Annotated in this window: 16 protein-coding genes; 10 read left to right on the top strand and 6 right to left on the bottom strand. The window is 68.9% G+C overall.

Annotated features, from left to right (window positions below; translation table 11 throughout):
• Positions 1 to 25: 25 nt before the first annotated feature.
• Positions 26 to 748 carry an FCD domain-containing protein gene (locus HDA45_RS10040; RefSeq protein ID WP_184893998.1) on the top strand — a complete coding sequence of 241 codons (723 nt, stop codon included), beginning with the start codon at positions 26 to 28 and terminating at the stop codon, positions 746 to 748.
• Between the two features lie 143 nt (positions 749 to 891).
• Positions 892 to 2,829, top strand: coding sequence for a transglycosylase domain-containing protein (locus HDA45_RS10035; protein WP_184893996.1), 1,938 nt, complete (start codon positions 892 to 894; stop codon positions 2,827 to 2,829).
• A 94-nt stretch (positions 2,830 to 2,923) separates the two neighbouring features.
• Here the strand turns inward: HDA45_RS10035 and HDA45_RS10030 are convergent, their stop codons facing one another.
• Both HDA45_RS10030 and HDA45_RS10025 read right to left on the bottom strand, forming a co-directional pair.
• Complete coding sequence (locus HDA45_RS10030) at positions 2,924 to 3,580, bottom strand: O-methyltransferase (RefSeq protein WP_184893994.1); 657 nt, start codon at positions 3,578 to 3,580, stop codon at positions 2,924 to 2,926.
• Between the two features lie 75 nt (positions 3,581 to 3,655).
• Positions 3,656 to 4,483: an ATP-binding cassette domain-containing protein gene (locus tag HDA45_RS10025; RefSeq protein ID WP_184893992.1), complete on the bottom strand. Its 828-nt coding sequence runs from the start codon at positions 4,481 to 4,483 to the stop codon at positions 3,656 to 3,658.
• A 129-nt stretch (positions 4,484 to 4,612) separates the two neighbouring features.
• Between HDA45_RS10025 and HDA45_RS10020 the strand changes: the two genes are divergently transcribed.
• The gene (locus HDA45_RS10020; protein ID WP_184893990.1) at positions 4,613 to 5,941 is read left to right on the top strand and encodes an aminotransferase-like domain-containing protein; all 1,329 of its coding nucleotides are present in this window, start codon (positions 4,613 to 4,615) and stop codon (positions 5,939 to 5,941) included.
• 5 nt (positions 5,942 to 5,946) lie between these two features.
• Here HDA45_RS10020 and HDA45_RS10015 read toward each other — a convergent pair whose 3' ends face one another.
• The 3 genes from HDA45_RS10015 to HDA45_RS10005 form a co-directional block, all read right to left on the bottom strand.
• Positions 5,947 to 7,755: a hypothetical protein gene (locus HDA45_RS10015; RefSeq protein WP_184893988.1), complete on the bottom strand. Its 1,809-nt coding sequence runs from the start codon at positions 7,753 to 7,755 to the stop codon at positions 5,947 to 5,949.
• 114 nt (positions 7,756 to 7,869) lie between these two features.
• Positions 7,870 to 9,843 (bottom strand): SDR family oxidoreductase, encoded by a 1,974-nt coding sequence (locus tag HDA45_RS10010; RefSeq protein WP_184893986.1) that lies wholly within the window; start codon positions 9,841 to 9,843, stop codon positions 7,870 to 7,872.
• Between the two features lie 58 nt (positions 9,844 to 9,901).
• Positions 9,902 to 10,120: a hypothetical protein gene (locus HDA45_RS10005; protein WP_039922712.1), complete on the bottom strand. Its 219-nt coding sequence runs from the start codon at positions 10,118 to 10,120 to the stop codon at positions 9,902 to 9,904.
• Between the two features lie 195 nt (positions 10,121 to 10,315).
• On the opposite strand from HDA45_RS10005, the gene HDA45_RS10000 reads away from it, so the two are divergent.
• Positions 10,316 to 11,539 (top strand): FAD-dependent oxidoreductase, encoded by a 1,224-nt coding sequence (locus tag HDA45_RS10000; protein ID WP_184893984.1) that lies wholly within the window; start codon positions 10,316 to 10,318, stop codon positions 11,537 to 11,539.
• Positions 11,540 to 12,063: 524 nt separating this feature from the next.
• On the opposite strand, the gene HDA45_RS09995 is transcribed toward HDA45_RS10000, so the two are convergent.
• Positions 12,064 to 13,317 carry a Bcr/CflA family multidrug efflux MFS transporter gene (locus tag HDA45_RS09995; protein ID WP_184893982.1) on the bottom strand — a complete coding sequence of 418 codons (1,254 nt, stop codon included), beginning with the start codon at positions 13,315 to 13,317 and terminating at the stop codon, positions 12,064 to 12,066.
• A 231-nt stretch (positions 13,318 to 13,548) separates the two neighbouring features.
• Here HDA45_RS09995 and HDA45_RS09990 point away from each other — a divergent pair, with 231 nt between their 5' ends.
• The 6 genes from HDA45_RS09990 to HDA45_RS09965 are packed head-to-tail and all read left to right on the top strand — an operon-like array spanning position 13,549 to position 20,069.
• The gene (locus HDA45_RS09990) at positions 13,549 to 14,409 is read left to right on the top strand and encodes a fumarylacetoacetate hydrolase family protein (protein ID WP_184893980.1); all 861 of its coding nucleotides are present in this window, start codon (positions 13,549 to 13,551) and stop codon (positions 14,407 to 14,409) included.
• Positions 14,409 to 15,713: an enolase C-terminal domain-like protein gene (locus tag HDA45_RS09985; RefSeq protein ID WP_184893978.1), complete on the top strand. Its 1,305-nt coding sequence runs from the start codon at positions 14,409 to 14,411 to the stop codon at positions 15,711 to 15,713. The genes HDA45_RS09990 and HDA45_RS09985 overlap by 1 nt, the downstream gene beginning before the upstream one ends.
• A complete protein-coding gene (locus HDA45_RS09980) occupies positions 15,706 to 16,464 on the top strand; it encodes an SDR family oxidoreductase (RefSeq protein WP_184893976.1) in 759 nt (252 codons plus the stop codon). The genes HDA45_RS09985 and HDA45_RS09980 overlap by 8 nt, the downstream gene beginning before the upstream one ends.
• 28 nt (positions 16,465 to 16,492) lie before the next feature.
• The gene (locus HDA45_RS09975; protein WP_343072041.1) at positions 16,493 to 17,536 is read left to right on the top strand and encodes a sugar ABC transporter substrate-binding protein; all 1,044 of its coding nucleotides are present in this window, start codon (positions 16,493 to 16,495) and stop codon (positions 17,534 to 17,536) included.
• Positions 17,533 to 19,056: an ATP-binding cassette domain-containing protein gene (locus HDA45_RS09970; RefSeq protein ID WP_184893974.1), complete on the top strand. Its 1,524-nt coding sequence runs from the start codon at positions 17,533 to 17,535 to the stop codon at positions 19,054 to 19,056. The genes HDA45_RS09975 and HDA45_RS09970 overlap by 4 nt, the downstream gene beginning before the upstream one ends.
• On the top strand, positions 19,053 to 20,069 hold the full coding sequence (locus HDA45_RS09965; RefSeq protein WP_184893972.1) for an ABC transporter permease subunit: 1,017 nt from the start codon (positions 19,053 to 19,055) through the stop codon (positions 20,067 to 20,069). Before HDA45_RS09970 ends, HDA45_RS09965 begins: the two co-directional genes overlap by 4 nt.
• Positions 20,070 to 20,143: the final 74 nt, after the last annotated feature.

The following is a 20,143-nucleotide window of genomic DNA, read 5'->3' as shown; positions in this document are numbered from 1 at the left end:
GTTGCGGGCGGCCTAAACTCGAAGGGTGGAGTCGAGCACGGTCGCGAACGCGGGTGACGCGCTGTTCCGCCCGGTGCGCGCGGGCAACGCCTTCGAGGAGACCGTCGAAAGGCTGCTCCAGGCGATCCGGCTGGGCGTGGTGGGCGCGGGGGAGCGGCTGCCCTCGGAGCGCGAGCTCGCCGAGCGGCTCGGGGTCAGCCGGGTGACGCTGCGGGAGGCCATCCGCGCGCTGGCCGACGCCGGTTACGTCGAGTCGCGGCGAGGGCGTTACGGCGGGACGTTCGTCAACGACGTCCTGCCCGATCCGCCCGCCGCGGACGGGCGGAAGGTCGACAACGCCACCCTGGAGGACGCGCTCGGCCTGAGGCATGTCCTGGAGACCGGCGCCGCCGAGATGGCGGCGTCGCGTTCCCTCACCCCGGCCGATCGGCAGCACCTGACAAGCACGCTCGCCGAGGCCGCCGCCGCCGACGTCGGCGACTACCGGCGCAAGGATTCGCGGCTGCACCTGGCGATCGCCGAGGTCACCGCGTCCGGCTCGCTGACCACGGCGATGGCCGACGCGCGTATGCGGGTCAACCAGCTGCTCGACATGATCCCGCTGCTCGAGCCGAACCTGGAGCATTCCAACGCCCAGCACGAGGCCATCGTCGACGCGATCCTCGCGGGAGACTCCGAGGCAGCCCGCCGGGCGATGGCGGAGCACGTCGAAGGCACCTCTTCGCTGCTTCGCGCCTTTCTCGCCTGACCCTCTCTCCCCGCGTTTAGTCCTCTGGTTGCGGTAGTTCGTGGTGCGAACTACCGCAACCAGAGGACTAAACGCGATGGAGTCAGGACACGATTAGGTGATTTTCCCACAACCTTTTCACTCGTTCGGGCGTCTTACCTGGCGTGGAAAACCCGGATGACGAAACCGCACCCGAGTCGGAAACCACGGCAGCCCCTGAGCCGAAAGGGAAGAAACGCAGGTGGCGACGGATCGCCGCCTGGTCACTAGGCCTCCTGATCGGCCTCCCGGTGGTCGCGTTCGGGATCGCGTACGTCCTGCTCGACGTCCGCAGCCCGGAGGAGGTGCTCGCCGACCTCGACAAGACCGTCGTCCTCCAGAACGCGGACGGTTCCGAGCTGCTCAAGGTGATCCCGCCCGGCGGAGACAGGCTGTTCGTGCCCTACGACGCCATCCCGGCGAAGCTGCGCGACGCGATCGTCGCGACCGAGGACCCGACCTTCTGGGACAACGAGGGCTTTGACCTCACCGGGCTCGGCCGCGCGCTCGTGACCGGCGTCGGCGGCGGTTCGGGGATCACCCAGCAGTACATCAAGAAGTCCACCGGCAACGAGGACGCCACCCTCGCCCGCAAGTTTTCCGAACTGGTGCTCGCCACGAAGATCACCCAGCAGCAGACCAAGAAGGAGATCTTCGAGAGCTACATCAACATCATCTCGTTCGGCCGCGGCACCTACGGGCCGGCGTCGGCGATGAACGCCTACTTCGGCCGTAAACTCGACGACTCGATGACCTGGGCCGAAGCGGCCTTCCTCGCCGGGATGATCCAGTCGCCGTCGGTGCACGACCCGTACGCCTCCACCCACGAGCACGCCATGAAGCGCTGGTCCTACGTGATGAACAAGCTGGTCACGCGGGGCTACCTCAGTCAGGCCGAAGCTGTCGCGATGACCTATCCGGAGGACGCGATCCAGGCGCCGTCGGAGACCCGCGCCGGTCGCGTCACCTTCGAGAAATACCACCTCAAGCAGCGGGTCCTCGCCGAGCTGGAACAGGTCGGCTACCCGCTGGACCGGCTCCGCGGCGGCGCGATGAAGGTCGAGACGACCATCGATCCACGCGCTCAGGCCGAAGCCGAGAAAGTGCTCAAGGAGCGGCTGCAGGGCCAGCCGGAGCACTTCCGGGCCTCGCTGGTCGCCGTCGAACCCGGGACCGGCGCCATCCGCGCCTACAACGGCGGCGGCTGGAGTGTGCACGACTACGCCGGCACCCCGTACGGCACCGGCTCGGCCTTCCAGCCGTTCACCCTCGCCGCGGGACTCGAGCGGGGCATCAACGTGGACGAACCGCTGAAGTCACCGGGGAAGGTCGACTTCCTCGGCGAGACCTTCGAGTTCCAGGATCAGTGCGGCGAGGCCGGGAAGTGCACGCTGCGTGAGGCGATCGGGCGGGACGCGCGGGGGCCGTTCGTCGACCTGGCGAAGAAGCTGGGCGCGGACGCGGTCCGGGACGGCGCTCGTGCGGCCGGGATCCCCGAGGCCGTCGACGGCGCGGTGACCCTGCGCGAGAAGGACGGGTTCCTGATCGGCCCGGGCATCGCGGTCGGCCGGTATCCACTGCGGCCGAGCGACATGGCCGGGGCGTACGCGACCTTCGCCGCCGACGGCATGCGCGCGACCCCTCATCTGGTGTCGAAGATCCGGGACGAGAACGGCGAGATCGTCTGGGAACGGCCGTCGGACAAGGCGCCCGCGTTCAAGGACGACGAAGCGCTCAGCCGCCGGATCGCGGGCACGGTCGGCCAGGTGCTGACCAGCGGGTTGAAGGATCGCCCGGCGGCGCTGAAGACCGGCGACTTCCAGTACAACGAGACCGACGACAACGCCGGCGGCTGGGCTGTCGGATACACGCCGCGGCTTTCGACGGCTGTCTGGGTCGGCTCCGACGAACCGCGCCGGATGCGGGACGCCGCCGGGGAGAAGCTGACCGGCAAGACGATCCCCAGCGACATCTGGCAGCGGTTCATGAGCGGCTTCCACCGGGGGCTGCCGGTGAAGTGGCCCGCACCGGCCCAGACCGTGGCACCGGCCCGCCCACGCTGAGGAGGTCGTAGGTCCGGTCCGTGAAGGCCTCCTTGGGGGACCCAGAGTCCCTCAAGGAGGCCTTCACGGACTTGGGGATCGCCGGACCGCGCGGTCAGGACGTCACCAGGATGACGGTCAGCCCGTCGTACCCCTTCTTCCCGACGGTCTGCAGCGCTGTCGCGTCGACCCGCGGTTCGGCGGCGATCAGTTCGTGCATCCGCCGGAGTCCCACGATTTCGTCGGCGGTGCTCGACGCGTCGGCCACCGCCCCGGAGCGCACGACGTTGTCGACCACGATCACCCCGCCCGGCCGCGTCAGCCGCAGCGCCGCCTCGAAGTAGGCCGGGTTGTTGACCCTGTCCGCGTCGATGAACGTCAGGTCGATCGGGCCTTCGACACCGGGCAACAGATCGAGGGCCTCCCCGAGCCGGATGTCGACGAGCTCGCCGACCCCGGCGGCGTCGAGGTTCTTCCGCGCGACATCGGCGAATTTCGGGTAGAACTCGAGCGTCACGAGACGCCCGTCCGAGGGCAGGGCGCGGGCGAGCCAGATGGTGCTGTAGCCACCGAGTGTGCCGATCTCGAGGATCGAGCGGGCGCCGATCATCCTGGCCAGCAGGTGGAGCAGCTTGCCCTGGTTCGGCGCGACGGCGATGGGCGGCATCCCCGCCTCGTCGGAGGCGACGAGGGCCGCTTCGAGGGCCGGATCGGACGGGATGAGCGCGTCGATGAGGTATTCGTCTACTTTGGACCAGATTTCCTGAGTCATGGAACCTCCCCAGGTCAACCTAGTGTCGTGAACCGGTACGCGGTGCGTCCATCCGGGCAGCCATCGGGACGCACCTCAAGCGGCGCGGCGGCCCGCTTTCGGGATCACCAGCGGGGTCCCGGTTTCGGGGCACGGCATGACCCGGCACGGCAGCTCGAAGATCCTCTCGACGTTCTCGGCGGTCACGACCTCTTCGGGCGCACCGGTCGCCAGGACCTCCCCGTTCCGCATCGCGATCATGTGCGTCGCGTACCGGGCCGCGTGGTTGAGATCGTGCAGCACCGCGACCAGCGTCCGGCCCTGTTCCTGGTGCAACTGCGCGCACAGGTCGAGAATGTCCATCTGGTGCGCGATGTCCAGATAGGTCGTCGGCTCGTCGAGCAACAGGAGGTCGGTTTCCTGCGCGAGCGCCATCGCCATCCACACGCGCTGGCGTTGCCCGCCGGACAGTTCGTCGACCAGCCGCTCGGCGAGATCGTCGACCCCGGTGGCGCGCATGGACTCCGAGACCACGGTGGCGTCCTCGCGGGACCACTGGCGCAGCAAACGCTGGTGTGGGTAACGACCTCGGGCGACGAGGTCGGCCACGGTGATGCCGTCGGGCGCGATCGAACTCTGCGGCAGCAGGCCGAGCCGGCGCGCGACCTCCTTGGCGGGGAAGGAGCTGATCACCTGACCGTCGAGGAACACCGAACCCTGGCGGGGTTTGAGCATGCGCGCGAGCGCCCGCAGGAGGGTCGTCTTGCCGCAGGCGTTCGGTCCGACGATGACGGTGAACGACCGGTCGGGGATGACCACCCCGAGGTCTTCGGCGACGGTCCGGCCGTCGTAGGCGAGCGTCAGCGCGTCCGCGTGCAGGCGCGAGGTCGTGCTCTGCTCGGTGAGGGTTTCAACGGTCTCCACGCAGGTTAGGCTAACCTAGGAGTCCGCGGTTGTGGTGTTCCGTAGGTCGCAGTCGGCTCACATCCCTCTTCGATGGCATCATCCGCAGTGCAATTGCGCGAGCGGGCTCGGTGCGATCGAGGGTGAGGTATGGAGGACTACCGGATAGTCGCGGACGAGATCTCCGCCGACGTCGAGGCCGGCAGGCTTCGTCCTGGCGACAGGCTTCCCCCGCAGCGGCGGTTCGCCCGGGAGCGCGGCATCGCGAACTCGACGGCCGCCAGGGTCTACGGCGAACTCGTCCGGAGAGGCGTCGTCGTGGGCGAGGTCGGCCGCGGCACCTTCGTCCGCGCCGGGAGGCCGCCGCTGGAAGCCGCACTCGCCGAGCCGGGCGGCGCGAAAGTCGATCTCGAACTCAACTTCGCCGTCCTCCCGGAGCAATCCGCGCTGGTCGGGAAGGCGCTGGAGCCGCTCTTGCGTGACGATGTCCTGACAGCGGCGCTGAGGCCAGGGAGTGTCACAGGCTCGAAGCAGGCGCGCGACGCCGTCGCCGGGCTGCTCGCGAAGGACGGCTGGACTCCGGAGATCCTCTTCGCGGGAAGCGGGCGCGAGGCCATTGCGGCCGCCATCGCCGCCTTCGTGCCGATGGGGGAACGGCTCGCCGTCGAGGCCATCACCTATCCCGTGGTCAAGGCGCTCGCCGGACGGCTCGGTGTCCAGTTGGCGCCCATCGAGACCGACGACCTGGGCCTCGTGCCCGAAGCGCTCGCGGCCGCGCACGCCGCGGCACCCGTCCGGGCGCTGTACGTCCAGCCGACTTTGCACAACCCTCTTGGGTCCACAATGGACGAACGGCGGCGCGCCGAGCTGGCGGAAACCGTGCGCCGGATGGACATCCCGGTGATCGAAGACGGGATCTACACCTTCCTCCGGCCCGAGGTCCGTCCCTTCGCGACCTACGCGCCGGAACGCACGGTCTTCGCCGACAGTATGTCCAAACGGCTCGCCCCCGGACTGACCACCGGCTTCGCCGCCGTACCTCCGGAATGGACGGAGCGGCTGGCCGCGGCGGTGCGCTCGGGCGGCTGGGTCGCGCCCCGGTTCGCCGTCGAGGCCGCCACCCGGTGGATCACGGGCGGCATCTTGGAAACCGTCGAGCGAGCCAAACGGCTCGACGCCGCGGAACGTCAGCGGGTGACGGCCGAGCGGCTGGCCGGGTTCACGCTGCGTGCGGATCCTCAGGCGTATCACTGCTGGTGGGAACTCCCGGAGCACTGGCGTGCCGAGACCTTCGTCGCCGCGGCCGCGCGACGCGGGATCGCGGTCACCCCGGCGGCGGCGTTCGCCATCGTCCCCGGGCACGCCCCGAACGCCGTCCGGCTCGCGGTGTCGTCGCCGCCGTTGGAGACCCTCGCGGCCGCTCTGGACGTTCTCGCCGGTCTCGCTTCCGGCCGCCCCGAGGACGCGGGCGTCGACTGATCGCGCTAGGGGCGCGGCGCCCACTTGCCGATGAAGCTGCCGCAGGTGACGGTCTGCCCGGCGAGCCGCGACCGCAGCGCGTTCTCCAGCCCGAGGTAGTCGAAGATCGGCGTGTCCCCGGTGACCTCGGCGGGCACCGGCCCGCCCTTGGTCAGGGTCGGCATGCTCACCGTCTGGAACAGCACGAGGTAATCGCCGTCTTGGTTGAGTTCGTCGGCTGTCGCGAGCATCCGTTGTGGAGCGTCGGCGACGATCTCCAGCGGCAGCGGCCATTCCAGCGGGAACGGGTTGCGCAGGCCGAAGGCGGGGTAGGCGAACGGGTTGTCGGGCAGCACCGCGGTGCGCCCGGCGGGGAACCGCGTGACGCAGTCCTGGATCTGGGATATGTAGGTGAAAGTGCCTTGGTTCGTCCGGATCCCGCGCAGTGACGGCGTCACCGTGCCGAGGTCACCGGTCAGCTTCTCGTGCGCCATGTCGAGGTACGCGGCTTCGTCGTGATGCGCGACCACGGCCCAGCCCGACGCCAGCACCGCGACCAGGCCCATCGCCGTGGCGCCCGCCAGCCCGAGCCGGCGAGACGGGGCGGGCAGCGGCGGCAGCGCGTCCGAAAGCAGCAGGACGGCCGTCAGCGCCAGCGTTCCGGTGAACAGCGTCGGGGTGTCGTTCCCCCAGGACAGGCTGGTCATGAAGCCGGTCGCGAAGACCAGCGCGCCCATACGAGGGAACCGCCGCGTCGCCGCCCAGTTCACCAGCAGCGCGACACCGAGGATCCACCAGAGGACGTCCGCCCAGCGCGACGCGCCGGTGAAGTGCCCGTCGACGACGGTCCCGATGACCACCGCCACCCCGGCCAGCACCAGCAGTCGCGCGACGATCGCGCCGGTGAACCCGGCGCGGTCGCGGAAGATCGCGAGCAAGGCGAGAAGCGCACCCGCGATCGCGAAGAAGGTCAAGCCCCGCACCGGTGGCCGCAGGAGGGTTTCGGGATCTCCCAGCCACAGCCCGAGAAGTCGTTCGCCGTACGCGGGCACACCGCCGGTGAGCTGTTCGGCCATCGCGCCGAGCCCGCCGTCGAGGGTGACGATTCCGAGGTAGAAGACCAAAAACGCGCCGAGCGCCAGTAGATCCCAGGCCAGGCGTGCCCACCAGCGGCCGGTGCGGAACGCGCCCTCACGCAGCGATGGGTGCATCAGCAACCAGATCAGCGCGATCACCGGCACCGGCGCGAAGCTCTGCTTGACGAACACCGCGGCGCCCAGCAACACCAGGCCGAGCCGTCGCGGCCACGCCTTGCCGTTGCGCAGCCCGGAATCCAGCGCCCACGCACCGCAGGCGGTCAGGAAGATCCCGTCGATCGTGTGCCACGCCATCAGCGGGAACGCGTTGAGGTTCAGCAGCGACGCGGCCGCCGTCAGCCCGGTGAGCCCCGGCCCCCAGTCGCGGACGCGGCGGCGGGTGACCAGGACGGCGAACGCGATGGTCGCCAGGATGATCTCCAGCATGCTGAGCACGCTGGAGACGAAGAACAGCGGCCCCGGCAGGACGAAGTCGACGACGTGCAGGAACGCCGAACCCAGCGGCCGCGCGGAGATGATGTCGGAGTGCGGGACCTCGCCGTGCAGCACCCGCCACGCCTGGGCCAGGATGAAACCCTGGTCCGACGGGTGGAAACCGAAGCGCCCCACCCGGAGTTCGGTGACGACGGCGAGCACGAGCACCCAGGTCGCGTGCAGGGACAGCCGCAGCACTGTCCTGGACGGACGTACCACTGCCGCTTCCGGTCCGGCCGACAGCGGGGGACTGGCGACGTCCACACTGCCCCTTCCCGGTCGTCCCTACCTCGGCCCGTCTCCGCCGACCCCCCGGCGTATCGGAAACCGATGGTAGCGGCCGGGGGCGTCCCACGATCGAGCCCGGCGGCGGGGACGTCAGGGACGGCGGCGCCAGACCAGCCTGGTGACCGCGCCCGCCACCGAGGCGAGCGGAGCCTTCCGGGGCAGGCCACGGGATTCCGGTGCGGATTCGGGCATCGCGCGGTAGACGAGGTGTGCGAAGAACCGCGTCGTCTTCGGTGCGACGAGCGTCACCAACTCGGCGGCCGTGCCTTCGGGCAGGTTCAGGATCTCCGGTCGTTTCTCGAGGGCCTTCACCACGAGCGCGGCGGCGCGTTCGGGAGAACTCGACGGCATGCCGCGGTAGGACCCCGTCGGGGTGATCATGTCGGTGCGCACCAGCGGCATCCGGACCGAGGTGAACGTGACACCGTCGGAAAGCGTTTCCCGCCCGGCGGTCAGCCCGAACTCCTCCAGCGCGGCCTTCGAAGCCAGGTAAGCGGAAAACCGCGGGGTGTCGGTCTGGAGTCCTTGGGTGGTCACGTTGACGACGTGGCCGAAACCGCGTGCGGTCATCGACGGCAGCAGGCCCAGCGTCAGCCGCACGGGGCCGAAGTAGTTGATCGCCATCGTGCGCTCGAAATCGTGGAACCGTTCGGTGGACAGCGAAAGCGAGCGCCGGATCGAGCGTCCCGCGTTGTTGACCAGCATGTCGACGGCACCGTGCGCGGCGAGCACGTCCTTCACCAGAGCGTCGACGGCGCCACCGTCGGTGAGGTCGCACGGGTACGCCGACGCCTTCCCGCCTGCCGCGACGATCTGCTCGCGGACTTCCTCGAGCTCGTCGGCCCGCCTGGCCACGAGGATCACCTCGCCGCCCTTCGCGGCGACGGCCAGCGCGGACGCGCGCCCGATCCCCGACGAGGCGCCGGTGATCAGCACCTTGCGGCCGTCGAGCGGTTCCGGACCGGGACGGCGGCGGCCGCGATCGGGGTCCAGGTGCCCGAGCCAGTACCGGTAGAGCGGGCCGGCGTACTCCTTCAACGGCGGCAAGGAGATCCCGCTGCCTTCGAGCGCCGCGGTGGTCGCACTCGTGTCGAAGTCGACTTCCATGCTCAGATGGGGCAGGACTTCCAGCGGGATGCCGAGTTCCTTCAACACCGCCGCGCGGGCCGAACGGCCGCCCGGGACGCGGTCGAATCCCGCCGCCGCGGATTTCGCCAGACGGATCCCGGCGCGCTTCAGCGCCTCGGACGGCCGTGAGGGAAGGACAGCGGAGATCTTCGGGCCGCCGGCGACCCGCGCGAAGGCGTTGTAGACCTCGTGCAGCGGCTGCGGCCGCGGCGACGCGAGGTGGTACGTGCTGCCGTCGGGCGCGTCGACGTGCATGAGGTGCTCGATCGCTTCGACGACGTAGTCGACCGGCACGATGTTCGTGGCGCCGAGGTCCGGGGCGGCCAGCGGAAGACGTCGCGGCAGCGCGGCGAGCCGCGAGATCGCGGGGAGGAAGTAGTACGGACCGTCGATCTTGTCCATCTCGCCGGTGCGCGAATCGCCGGCCACGGCGGACGGCCGGTACACGCGGTACGGCGTTTTCCCGTGCCGTCGCACGAGTTTCTCGGCCTCGAACTTCGTCGCGTGATACGGGGACGCGAACGACTGGCCGAGGTCGAAATCGGCCTCGGTGAAGCGCCCGGCGTACTGTCCGGCGACCGCGATCGAAGAGACGTGGTGGAAGAGCCCGGCCTTCGCGGCGGCGGCGAACTCCAGGACGTTGCGGGTGCCGTCGACGTTGGCCGCCCGGTTGGCCGCTTCGTCCGCGGTGAGGTCGTAGATCGCGCCGAGGTGCACGACGTGGTCGAGATGACCCAGACGGGCGGGATCGACGCCCAGCGAGGGGTCGGTCAGATCGCCGGTGACGGGAACGAGCTTCTCGTGGCTCGGGAGCTTCCCGCGTGAGGTCTCCCTCACGAGAACATGGACGGCTACGGTCTCAGGTCGCCGTAGTAGGCGCGCGACCAGGCGTTTTCCCAGAAAACCCGTCGCGCCCGTCACGAAGTAGGTGGTCATGGCCGGCTCCTTCCGAACGGGGCCGACTCTACCTACTCAGAAGTAGGAACGGTAGTTGTCATTCACTGTGATCCGGATGTTCGGCCACCGCGACCACGGCGTCGCGGAGCGCGGCGCGCAGGCGCCCGACGTCCAGCGGCCCGAGTACGGCGGCTTCTCCGGGCGGGGCCACGAGCACGATCTTGTCGCTGCTCACGAACACCGTCACGTCCCTGCGCCTGCCGGCCAGATCCCGGCAGCCGACCGACCATTCGTCCCGGGGTGCCAACGTCCTCATCCTCCCGTATCCCATGATCTCCCTTTCTCGTCCGTGGCTGGGACGAGGTGATTTCGGGGCCGTGACGCGGGTTACCCGACATTCCTACTGATGGGTTAACCGTTCCTGCGGATCGTGATCGACTTCTCCGCTCACTAGGCCGGACGAGGGTGGACGGGAGTAGCGTCCGAGGGAAAGCCTGCTTGGGAGGTCTTTGTGTCCGAACCCAGGAAGATCGTCATCGTCGGGGCCGGCCTCGCCGGGGCGACGGCCGCCGGGACGCTGCGAGAACGTGGCTACACGGGTGAAATCCTGCTGCTCGGTAGCGACGAACACCGTCCGTATGAATTACCGCCGTTGTCCAAAGGCCTTTTGCTGGGCAACACCGATGAACCCGATTGGGTGCACGCCGAAGGTTTCTACGACGAGAAGGACATCGCCCACCGAGGTGGCGCGACCGCGACCAGGATCGAACTCGGCTCGCGGCTCGTGCACGACGACGCGGGCGGCGAGCACCGGTTCGACCGGCTCGTGCTGGCGACCGGTTCCCGGCCGCGATCGTTGCCGGTGCCCGGCGGCGATCTCCCCGGGTTGCGGACCCTGCGCACCCTCGACGACGCGCTGGCGCTGCGTTCGGCGTTCAAGGACGCCGAACGGGTGGTGATCGTCGGGGCGGGCTGGATCGGGACCGAGGCCGCCGCGGCCGCCAGGGAACACGGCGCCGAGGTGACCGTGGTCGATCAGGTCGGCTCGCCGCTGCTCGCGGTACTGGGCGAGCAGGTGTCCGGAGTCTTCAAGGACCTGCACACGGCGCACGGCGTGAACTGGCGTCTGGGTGAAGGGGTCGCCGGGTTCACCGGCGGTCCGGACGGGGTGACCGGCGTCCGTCTCCAGAGTGGCGACGAACTCCCCGCGGACGTCGTGCTGGTGGCCGTCGGCGCCGCGCCGCGAGTGGACCTCGCGCACGCCGCCGGACTGGAACTGTCCGACGACGGCGGTGTCTGCGCCGACGCCGGTTTGCGGACGGCCGCGCCCGACGTCTACGCGATCGGCGACATCGCCGCGCATTTCCACCCCCGCTACGGGAAACGCGTCCGCGTCGAGCACTGGTCGAACGCGAAGTGGCAAGGCGAGCATGTCGCGGCGAACCTGCTCGGGGAGAACGAGCCGTACCTGAAGAGCCCGTATTTCTTCTCGGACCAGTACGACCTTGGCTGCGAATACCGCGGTCTCGCCGATCCCGAAACCGATCAGTTGGTGGTGCGCGGCGACCTCGCGGCGCGGGACTTCACGGCGTTCTGGGTGCGGGACGGGCAGGTGACCGCGGCGATGAACGTCAACCAGTGGGATGACGGGGACGCCTTGAAGGCCCTGGTCGACGGCCGCGCGACGGTGACGGCGGAGCAGCTGAGGACGGCTGAGCTCAAGTCTCTTGCCTAAGTTCGCTCGTGAGCGTTTCGATACTTCCAGGCAACCAGGGAACAGTGTCTTAGGTACCTACTGCCGGGCGGCTTCGTGTGACTGGAGGGACGACATGCGTGTCCAGACGGACGACTCGCGGCGAGGGCCAGCCCGCACGCGTGTCGTCCCGCCCATCACGCGTGTCGTCCATCGGATCACGCGTGCCGTCCAACCGGTCACGCGAAAACACTGTCCCGGGCTTCTGGCCTCGTGAGTGGTGAGGACGGTTAGAGCCGTAGGCGTCTTGGTTACCTACTGGATTGGGGTCGCGGTTGGTCACGGGGTCCGCCGCGTGTCGTCGGTCTGGACACGGGAGTCCGCGTCAGTGGTGTCGCTAGGCAGGTAAAGGTCGTGAACGAGCGGGAGGGTGCACGGGGTGTCCTGAAGGCCCCCTTTGGGACGGTGAACGTCTCAAAGGGGGCCTTCAGGACGCCACGACAAACCCCTCGCAACCCTCGTGAGCGGCGATTCAAGTCAGAACCGTCCTCACCACTCACGAGGCCCTAGGCCTGCGAGGGAGCCAGGGCTTCCGAAGTGACCGAAGACCGCGTCATGGTCCCGAAGGCGAGCAGGGCGAGAACGCCGAAGCCCGCCATCGTGATCCCCATCGGCACGGCGGTACCGGCGCCGCCCAGCCCGACCACCGGCGTCGCCAGCCCGCCGACGACGAACTGCAGCACGCCCAGCAGCGCCGACGCCGAACCGGCGGACCGCGCCTGTTCGGCGAGCGCCAGCGAACTCGCGTTCGGCGCCACCATGCCGATGCTCGACACCAGGATGAACAGCGGGATCAGCAGCCCGATCAGACCCAGGTCCAGCACCGCCGCGGCCAGCACGCCGAAACCGGCCACCGCCGCGATGACGAGGCCCACGGTCAGCAGCGTCCGCTCGGGGAAACGTCCGACGATGCGCCCGTTCAGCTGGCCGACGAGCACGATGCCGATGCCGTTGAGCCCGAACACCAGGCTGTACGCCTGCGGGCTCAGGCCGTAGACGCCCTGCAGCGCGAAGGACGAGCCGGAGATGTAGGCGAACAGGCTGCCGAACATGAGGCCGGAGGCCAGCGCGTAGCCGAGGAACGAGCGGTCGCGGAACAGGGTCGCGTACTTCCGGAGCACCGAGCCGAAGCGCGCCGGCGTGCGGCGTTCCTCGGGCAGTGGTTCCGGCAGCAGGAAGAAGACGACGGCGAGCAGGATCGCGCCGAAGACGGTCAGGCAGACGAAAACGCCGCGCCACGACGTCCAGTTCAGGATCTGGCCGCCGATGATCGGCGCCAGGATCGGGGCGAGCCCGTTGACCAGCATGAGCAGCGAGAAGAACTTCGTCATCGCGGTGCCGGAGTAGAAGTCGCGCACGGTCGCCCTGGCGATCACTATGCCCGCGGCGGCGCCGAAGGCCTGGACACCGCGCGCGGCGATGAGCAGTTCGGCGCTCGGGGCGACGGCGCACAGGATCGAGCCGACCATGTAGAGGACGAGCCCGGCCACGAGCGGTTTGCGGCGGCCGATCGCGTCGGACAGCGGTCCGAGGATCAGCTGGCCGATGGCGAGCCCGATGATGAACGCGCTCAGCGTGAGCTGGACGGTCGCGTCCGCCGCGCGCAGTTCCCCCGCCATCTGCGGCAGCGCGGGCAGGTACATGTCGATGGACAGGGGCCCGAAGGCGGACAAGCCGCCGAGGATCAGGACGAACCTCACGCGTCCGGTCGTACTCGGTCGCGCGACGGTTTCTTCCACTCGCTCGGGCGCGATGGTCATGCTCGTTCCTTCCCCCAGTGATGGTTCCGCGTGGAACAACTTGCTTAGAGTAGGTAACTATTCCCACTGTGAGTCTTGCCACCCGGCCTTCGCAAGACTGATCCGATCAATTTTCCAGGTAAATCGGGGTGACCTCTAGATCTCGCCGGAGGTCGTCGGGTATACATCGGATGTCTGTTCGTTGCTGTTGGAGCCGTTGATTGTTGACGGTTCGGCCGGAAGGGAAAATCCGTGCAGCTGTTGCGTCTCGGGGAGCCGGGAAGTGAGCGTCCGTTCGTACGTGCCGGGGATGGCACGGTGCGCGACCTCTCGGGGCTGACCTCCGACATCGATGGCAGCTTCTTCGCGAGCGACGGCGTCGCCAGGGTCGCGGCCGCGCTGGCCGCCGGTGAGCTGCCCGAAGCCGGTCCTGAATTCGCGAGCGCCAGGGTCGGCGCGCCGATCGCCCGGCCGGGCAAGGTCGTCTGCATCGGTCTCAACTACCGGCAGCACGCCGAGGAGTCCGGCGCCGCCGTCCCGACCGAGCCGGTCGTCTTCATGAAGGCTGCCGATGTCGTCGTCGGACCGCAGGACGACGTGCTCGTCCCGCGCGGTTCGACCAAGACCGACTGGGAGGTCGAGCTCGGCGTCGTCATCGGCAAGACCGCGCGTTACCTCGACAGCGTCGAGGAGGCCCTCGCTCACGTCGCCGGGTACACCATCTCGAACGACGTGTCCGAACGCGAGTTCCAGCTCGAACGCGGTGGTCAGTGGGACAAGGGCAAGTCGTGCGAGAACTTCAACCCGCTCGGCCCGTGGCTGGTCACGGCCGACGAGGTGCCCGACCCGCAGGACCTCGGCCTGCGGTTGTGGGTCAACGGTGAGAAGAAACAAGACTCCTCCACCAAGGACATGATTTTCCCGGTCGCCGAGATCGTGCATTATTTGAGCCAGTTCATGGTGCTGCGTCCGGGCGACCTCATCAACACCGGAACCCCGCAGGGCGTCGCGCTCGGTCAGCCCGATCCCAAACCGTACCTGCGGGAAGGTGACGTCATCGAGCTCGAGATCGACGGCCTCGGCCGCCAGCGCCAGACAGCGAGGCAGGCGTGATGGCGAAGATCGTGGGCATGGAGGTGCTCGACGTCCGCTTCCCCACCTCGCGGGAGCTGGACGGTTCGGACGCCATGAACCCGGACCCGGACTACTCGGCCGCGTACGTCGTGCTGCACACCGACGGCGGCCCGGACGGCTACGGGCTCGCCTTCACCATCGGCCGCGGCAACGACGTCCAGGCCGCGGCGATCCGCGCGCTCGAACCGCATGTCGTCGGCCGGGAAGTGCCCACCGACGCGGCCGCGCTCGGCGACCTGTCCAGGGCGCTGGTCGGCGACTCGCAGCTGCGGTGGCTCGGCCCGGAAAAGGGTGTCGCGCACATGGCGATCGGCGCGGTGGTCAACGCCGCGTGGGATCTCGCCGCGCGGATCGCCGGGCTCCCGGTCTGGCGTTTCGCCGCCGAGATGTCGCCCGAGGACCTGGTCTCCCTCGTCGACTTCCGTTACCTGTCCGACGCGCTGACCGAACAGGAGGCGCTCGACATCCTCCGCGCCGCCGAGCCCGGCCGCGCCGAGCGGATCGCCCGGATCGAGCGTGACGGATACCGCGCGTACAGCACGTCCCCCGGCTGGCTCGGCTACTCGGACGCGAAACTCGTCCGGCTCGCCGAGCAGGCCGTCGCCGATGGCTTCGAGATGATCAAGCTGAAGGTCGGCGGGAATCTCGAGGACGACGTCCGCCGGATGAAGCTCGCCCGCGAGACCGTCGGCCCCGACATCCGGGTCGCCGTGGACGCGAACCAGCGCTGGGACGTTTCGACCGCGATCACCTGGATGACCGCGCTGGCGCCGTACGACCCGTACTGGATCGAGGAACCCACCTCGCCGGACGACGTACTCGGGCACGCCGCGATCGCCAAGGCGGTCGCCCCGATCCGCGTGGCCACCGGCGAGCACGTCCAGAACCGCGTGGTGTTCAAGCAGCTGCTGCAGGCGGGCGCCATCTCGGTACTGCAGCTGGACGCCGCCAGGGTCGGCGGGTTCAACGAGAACCTGGCGATCCTGTTGCTGGCGGCCAAATTCGGTGTCCCGGTATGCCCGCACGCCGGCGGGGTCGGGCTGTGCGAACTCGTGCGGCACCTGTCGATGTTCGACTTCGTGGCGGTGTCCGGTGCCGACGTCGACCGGTCCATCGAATGGGTCGACCACCTCCACGAGCATTTCACCGATCCGGCCGTCGTGACCGATGGCCGTTACCTCGCGCCGTCCTCGCCGGGCTTCTCCGCCCGGATGCACGACGCGACCTTGCGCAGGTTCACCTTCCCCGACAGTCCGGAATGGACGGAGATCGCCAGTGAGTGAGTTCGAAGGCCTTGTCGCGGCTGTCACCGGGGGCGCGTCGGGAATCGGCCTGGCCGTCGCGAATCAGCTCGCTTCGCGCGGGGCGACGGTCGCGGTACTCGACCTGAAACCGGACGACCTGCCCGAAGGTCTCACCGGATTCCGCTGCGACGTCGGTTCCGACACCGAGGTCCGTTCGGCGATCGACGCGGTCGCCGAACGCTTCGGCAGGCTCGACATCCTGGTCAACAACGCCGGGATCGGCGCACAGGGTGACGTCACCGCCAACGACGACGACGAATGGCACCGGGTGCTCGATGTCAACGTCGTCGGCATGGTGCGGCTCGCCCGCGCCGCGTTGCCGCATTTGAAGAACTCGCCGTCGGCCGCGATCGTCAACACCTGTTCGATCGCCGCGTGGGCGGGCCTGCCCAGCCGCGCGCTGTACTCGGCCAGCAAGGGCGCGGTGCTCTCGCTGACCCTGGCGATGGCGACCGATCACCTCGCCGACCGGATCCGGGTCAACTGCGTCTGCCCCGGCACCGCGGACACCCCGTGGGTCGGCAGGCTGCTCGATTCCGCCGGCGACCCGGAGGCCGAACGGGCCGCGCTGGCCGCCCGCCAGCCGATGGGCAGGCTGGTGACCGCGGACGAGGTCGCGAACGCGATCGTGTACCTCGCCAGTCCGCTGTCGGCTTCGACCACCGGGACGGCGCTCGCCGTCGACGGCGGTATGTACGGGCTGCGTCCGCGCGGCCCGGTCCAGCAGTAGGTTTTCCGCTGTCATCAAGGAGGATGCGGTGCGTACGAGGGTGATCAAGGTGGCCGTCGCGGCCACCGCGCTCGGGCTGGCCCTGTCGGCCTGTGGGTCCACGAAGGACAACGCGCCGTCATCGGGTGGCGGTGGGGCGCAGGGCGGCAAGGTCGGCGCGACGATCCCGTTGCTGACCTCGCCGTTCTGGCAGGCCTACAACAACTACGTACCGCAGAAGGCGAAGGAGCAGGGCGTCGACGCGCTGCCGACGGTCAACGCGGACAGCGATTCGGCGAAGCAGATCACCGACATCAACACCCTGCTCAACCAGGGTGTCAAGGGTCTGGTCGTGACGCCGCTCGACTCGGCCGCCGTCGTGGCGGGCCTCAAGGCCGCGGAGAACAAGGGTGTCCCGGTGGTGGCCGTCGACGTCGCACCCGAGAGCGGCAAGGTCGCGATGGTGGTGCGCGCGGACAACAAGGCGTACGGCACCAAGGCCTGCGAGGCGATCGGCGCGAAGGTCACTTCGGGCAAGGTCGTACAGGTCATGGGCGACCTCGCCTCGGTCAACGGCCGCGACCGTTCCGAAGCCTTCCGGCAGTGCATGAAGGCGAAATTCCCCGGCGTCCAGGTGCTGGAGGTCGCCGCCGAGTGGAAGGCGGACAAGGCTTCGTCCGGTTTGGACAGTCTGCTGACCGCGAACCCGGACATCAAGGCCGTGTACATGCAGGCGGGCGGCGTCTACCTGGCGCCGACGCAGCAGGCGCTCAAACGCAAGAACCTCTACTTCCCGGTCGGCGACCCGAAGCATGTCGTGCTGGTCAGCAACGACGGCATCCCGCAGGAACTGGCCGCGATCCGCGCGGGCGAACTCGACGCGACCGTCTCCCAGCCCGCCGACGACTACGCCAAGTTCGGCATGTACTGGGTCAAGAAGGCGATGGCGGGGGAGACCTTCAAGGCCGGGCCGACCGACCACGGCAGCACGATCGTCGAGGTGCGGCCCGGAATCCTCGAAGACCAGCTCCCCGCGCCCGTGGTCACCAAGGACAACGTGGACGACAAGGCCCTCTGGGGGAACAACCTGTGAGCGCGCTGCCCGCCGGGTCCGCCGCCGTGCCGGTGGTCAGCGCACAGGGCGTCGGTAAACGCTACGGCCCGACCGTGGCGCTGTCCGACGTCAGCATCACCGTGCACCCCGGTGAGTCGCACGCTCTCGTCGGCCGCAACGGTGCGGGGAAGTCGACGCTCGTCTCCATCCTCACTGGACTGTCCAAAACGGACACCGGACACGTCGAGTTCGGCGGCGTCCCGGCGCCGCCCTTGTCCAAACAGGACGACTGGAAGCGTGCGGTCGCGTGTGTGTATCAGCACGCGATGGTCGTGCCGCAGCTGACCGTCGCGGAGAACCTGTTCCTCAACCGCCAGTCCGGCAAGGGCTTCGCGATCGGCTGGCAGCGCTTGCGCCGCCAGGCCAGGGAGCTGCTCGACTCGTGGGACGTGCGTGTCGACGTCGACACGCCGGCGGGCGAGCTTTCGGTCGAGGACCGGCAGTTCGTCGAGATCGCCAGGGCGCTTTCCTACGGTGCCCGGTTCATCGTGCTCGACGAGCCGACGGCGCAGCTGGACAGCCAAGCGATCGAGCGGCTTTTCGGCCGGATGCGCCAGATGCAGGCGAACGGGGTGACGTTCCTGTTCATCTCGCATCACCTCCACGAGGTGTACGAGGTTTGCCAGGCTGTCACCGTGCTGCGCGACGCCAAGCACATCCTCACCGCGCCGGTCTCGGAAGTCGGGCGCGCCGAGCTGATCGACGCGATGACCGGTGAGCAGGGCGGGCTTTCCGTCCGCGACGCCGCGACACGTGAGGCCCTGGCTTCGGACGCCGGTGAGGTGCTGGCCGTCGACGGGCTCTCCGGTGACGGCTTCGAAGACGTGACCTTCCGGATCCACCGCGGCGAGGTGATCGGGCTCGCGGGCAGCAACGCCAGCGGCAAGCACCAGGTCGCCGAAACGGTGTACGGACTGCGCTCGGCGACCTCCGGCACGATCCGGGTGGAGGGGAAACCGTTGAAGCCGGGCGACATCCCCGCCGCGATCCGCGCCGGAATCGGCTGTGTGCCGAGAGACCGGCATCACGAGGGCCTGGTGCTCGAACACTCCATCATGGACAACGCCACACTGTCCATTTTGGATCGGATGGGCAAGGGCGGCATCGCGTCACCGCGCGCCCGGTACGTACGGGCGTCGAAGGCGCTGCGGGAATACGACATCGTCGCGGCCGACGCCGACCAGCCGGTGTCCGACCTTTCCGGTGGCAACCAGCAGAAGGTCGTCCTCGCCCGTGCTCTTGCCGGGGATCCGCGCCTGGTCGTGCTGATCAACCCGACGGCGGGGGTGGACGTGAAATCGAAAGAGGCCCTGCTCGCGGTCGTCGACCGGGTGCGGGCCGAGGGCAAGGCGGTGCTGATCGTCAGCGACGAGCTGGACGATCTCCGTGTGAGCGACCGGGTGCTGGTGCTGCGCGCCGGTGCCGTGGTCGCCGAACACCGGGCGGGCTGGTCCGACGGCGAACTGGTGGCTGACATCGAAGGAGTCGAACGCGGGTGACCGAACTGATGACCGACCCGAAAACGGCGTCCTTCGTGGCCCCGCCGAAACGCCGGAAGTTCCGCTGGCTGCGCGAACTGGCCTTGGTGCCGGCGCTCATCGTGGTGCTGATCATCGGAGGACTGATCAGTGACACGTTCCTGACCTTCGGCAGCATCGTCGGGATCCTGTCCGCTTCGGCGGCGCTGTCGATGGTGGTGCTGGGCGAATCGCTGGTCCTGCTCACCGGGAAGTTCGACCTGTCGCTGGAATCCACCATGGGCATGGCGCCCGCGCTGGGCGCGATGCTGGTGATCCCGGTGGCGTCTTCGGGCTTCGGCACCGAATTCCCCGGTTTCGCGGGCATCCTCGCGGTGCTGGTGGCCGGTGCCGCGATCGGCTTCGTGAACGGGTTCCTGATCGTCAAGCTGAAGCTGAACGCCTTCATCGTCACGCTGGCGATGCTGACGGTGCTGCGCGGCACGCAGATCGGCTCCACCCAGGGCAAGACGCTGTTCGACCAGTTGGACGTGTTCACCGCGCTGGCGACGACCACGTTCATCGGGCTGCCGATGTCGGTGTGGCTGGCCGCGGCGCTGTTCACCGCTTTCGGGCTGGGACTGCGCTATCACCGGATCGGCCGGTCGCTGTACGCCATCGGCGGGAACCGGGAGGCCGCGCGGGCCGCGGGTATCCGCGTCGACCGGATCTCGTGGGGTGTCTTCGTGGTGGCCGGTGTGCTGGCCGCGCTCGGCGGGCTCGCGTACACGGGTTACGTCGGCGCGCTCGGCGCGGATCAGGGCGATGGGCTGATCCTGCAGGTCTTCGCCGCTGCGGTGATCGGCGGTGTCTCACTGGACGGTGGGAAGGGCACTCTGGTGGGAGCGCTCACCGGTGTCCTGCTCCTGCAGACGGTCACCAACCTCCTGCAGGTGGCGCAGGTGCCGCCCGAGTGGCTGAAGGCGATCTACGGCGTGATCATCCTGGTCGCGTTGATCATTTCCCGCTACGCGAGCGGGAAAGCGCAAACGTAGTCCGAAAGTCCGTGAAGGCCTCCTTCCCTACCTTGAGGGTAGGGAAGGAGGCCTTCACGGAGCATCCGTGGAGG

Source organism: Amycolatopsis umgeniensis (genome assembly GCF_014205155.1).
GTDB classification, from domain to species: domain Bacteria; phylum Actinomycetota; class Actinomycetes; order Mycobacteriales; family Pseudonocardiaceae; genus Amycolatopsis; species Amycolatopsis umgeniensis.
The sequence above is the reverse complement of the archived record's forward strand: the minus strand, read 5'-3'. Positions and strand labels throughout refer to the sequence as shown.